Here is a 2,809-nt window from a genome sequence, read left to right on the forward strand (position 1 = left end):
CTTCCCCTCGCACCCGCTTCCCCCCCCTCGCACCCGCTTCCCCTCACACCCGGCAGGTGGCAGCCATGACCACAACCGTCCAGCCCGTATCCGCCTCCGCGCCACCACGCGCCCGCTCCCTCGGCGACTGGCGGCCGGAGGACCCCGAGTTCTGGGAGCGGACCGGCGCCCGCGTGGCCCGGCGCAATCTGGTGCACTCCGTGCTGACCGAGCACATCGGCTTCTCCGTGTGGAGCCTGTGGTCGGTGCTCGTCCTCTTCCTCGGCCCCGGCTACGGCATCGACACGGCGGGCAAGTTCGTGCTGACCGCGGTGCCCACGGCGGTCGGCTCGGTGCTGCGGCTGCCGTACACCTTCGCGGTGGCGAGGTTCGGCGGCCGCAACTGGACGGTGTTCAGCGCGGTGCTGCTGCTGGTGCCGACCGTCCTGGCGGCCCTCGTGCTCCGGCCCGGCGTCCCGTACGGCACGCTCGTGGCGCTGGCCGCCGTGGCGGGCGTGGGCGGCGGCAACTTCGCCTCGTCGATGGCGAACATCAACTCCTTCTACCCGCAGCACCTCAAGGGCCGCGCGCTCGGCGTCAACGCGGGCGGCGGCAACATCGGCGTGGCCGCCGTCCAGCTCGTCGGCCTGCTGATCCTGGCCACCGCGGGGGCGGCGCACCCACGGCTGCTGCCCGGCGTCTACATCCCGCTCGTCGTGCTCTCCGCGCTCGGCGCGGCGCTGTGGATGGACAACCTCGCCCCGCAGCGGGCCGAGCGCGGCCCGGGGGCGATGCGGGAGGTGGCGCGGGACGCGCACACCTGGGTGATGTCGCTGCTGTACATCGGCACCTTCGGTTCCTTCATCGGCTTCGGCTTCGCCTTCGGACAGGTCCTCCAGGTGCAGTTCCACGAGCAGTTCGACACCCCGCTCAAGGCCGCCTACCTCACCTTCCTCGGGCCGCTCGTCGGCTCCCTCAGCCGCCCGCTCGGCGGCCTCCTGGCCGACCGCTGGGGCGGCGCGCGGGTGACGCTGTGGAACTTCGCCGCCATGGCCGCGGGCGCGCTGGCCGTGCTGATCGCCTCGCTGCAGCACTCGCTCGCGCTCTTCCTCACCGGCTTCGTCGCGCTCTTCGTGCTCAGCGGCCTCGGCAACGGCTCGACGTACAAGATGATCCCGGCGATCTGCGCGGTGAAGGCCCGCGCCGCCGAGGAGGCGGGCACGCCCGCGCCCGAGGCGCAGGAGACCTCGCGCCGTCACGCCTCGGCCCTGATCGGCCTGGCGGGCGCGATCGGGGCCTTCGGCGGGGTACTGGTCAACGCCGCCTTCCGGGAGACGTTCCTCAGCACGGACAACGGCGACGCCGCATACATGGCCTTCCTCGGCTGCTACGGGCTGTGCGCGCTCGTCACCTGGTGGACGTACCTGCGGCCCGCCGCCCGCCGGGCGCTCGGCGGGGTGTGATCCCGCTCGGACAACGGGGGATGGGGGTTCGGGCGCCGCTCCGGATGAGCGCCCGAGCCGCCATCCCTTATGTCAGGATTCATCCATGGATCGTGTCGAGATCGTCCCCATGCAGCTGTCCCATCTGGAGGCCGTGCTGAACCTCGGCTACCGCGCGTACGACGTGAACGCGATGCCGTACACCTCGTGGTCGCTGTCCACGGTCGCCGTGCACTGGGACGCGCAGCCGGAGGCGTGCTGGGTCGCCGTGGACGACGAGGGGCTGCTCGGCTTCGTGCTCGGCTCGCTCTCCTACGACGAGCGCGAGGACTGGGGCTACCTGGAGTGGATCGCCCTGGACGAGCGGGCGCAGGGCAAGGGCATCGCGAGCGCGCTCGTGGAGCGGTGCTGCGCGGCGCTCTTCACGGCGGGCGCCTCGCGGATCATCACCGACGTGGAGAGCAGCAACCAGGCCTCGGCGACCCTGATGCGCCGCAACGGGTTCACCGAGGGCGTCACCGTGACCCTGTTCGTACGGCGCGACCCCGAGAAGTCCGCCCAGGCGGGCCCGCACCCGCCGCGGGACCCGGCCCGTGCCCGCCTGCGCCGCGCCGCCCGCGCGACCAGCACGCGCTGACGGCCCGTGCCCGCCGCGGGCAGGCGCCGCCTCAGCCGCGCGGGATCACGGTCATCCGGATGTCGTCGGCCGCCCGAAGCACGAACCGTTCGACCGGCGTCACCTCGTGCCCCGGTACGGGCGCGAACCGGAAGCGCTTGAGCAGGACGGCCAGGACCAGCGTCGCCTCGACCATGGCGAGAGCGGCGCCCTCGCACCCGCGCGGCCCCATCCCGAAGGGAAGGTAGGCAAGCCTCGGCCGCCTGGCCGTCTCCTCCGGGGTGAAGCGCTCGGGCACGAACTTCCCCGGCTCCGGCCAGTGGCCGGGGTTCATGTGGACGGCCCGGAACGGACAGAAGACCGTCGTCCCGGCCGGGATCGCGTAGTCGCCCAGGACGAGGGCCTCGGTCGTCTCCCGCGCGCCGTAGGGGCCGGGAGGGTAGAGCCGCATCGCCTCCTTGAGCACCATCTCCAGATACGTGAGCCGCCGCAGCTCGGCGTACTCCGGCGCCGCGCGGCCGCCGAGCACGCGGTCCAGCTCGTCCGCGACGCGTCCGGCCGCCCCGGGATGCCGCCCCAGCAGGTGCAGGGTCCACGAGACGGCCACCCCGGTCGTGTGGTGGGCGGCCAGCATCGCCGTCATGACCGTGTCGCGGATGCGCGCCGGACGCTCACCGGCCTCCACGAGCGCCCCGATCAGGTCGCTCCTGTCCCCGCGGCCACCGGAGCGGTGGGCCGCGACCACTCCGTCGACCAGCGTGCGCAGGTACGC

General features: G+C 73.3%; 3 protein-coding genes. 2 read left to right on the top strand and 1 reads right to left on the bottom strand.

Going from position 1 to position 2,809, the window contains the following annotated elements:
• Nucleotides 1-65: 65 nt before the first annotated feature.
• Nucleotides 66-1,442 carry a NarK/NasA family nitrate transporter gene (locus tag K6I34_RS35005; RefSeq protein ID WP_229332064.1) on the top strand — a complete coding sequence of 459 codons (1,377 nt, stop codon included), beginning with the start codon at nt 66-68 and terminating at the stop codon, nt 1,440-1,442.
• A gap of 85 nt (nt 1,443-1,527) precedes the next feature.
• Complete coding sequence (locus tag K6I34_RS35010; RefSeq protein ID WP_229332065.1) at nt 1,528-2,058, top strand: GNAT family N-acetyltransferase; 531 nt, start codon at nt 1,528-1,530, stop codon at nt 2,056-2,058.
• Between the two features lie 31 nt (nt 2,059-2,089).
• Here the strand turns inward: K6I34_RS35010 and K6I34_RS35015 are convergent.
• Nucleotides 2,090-2,809: cytochrome P450 (locus K6I34_RS35015; protein WP_229332066.1), on the bottom strand; the 720-nt coding region annotated here is incomplete at its 5' end.

It is taken from the genome of Streptomyces sp. UNOC14_S4, assembly GCF_020740835.1.
GTDB lineage: Bacteria > Actinomycetota > Actinomycetes > Streptomycetales > Streptomycetaceae > Streptomyces.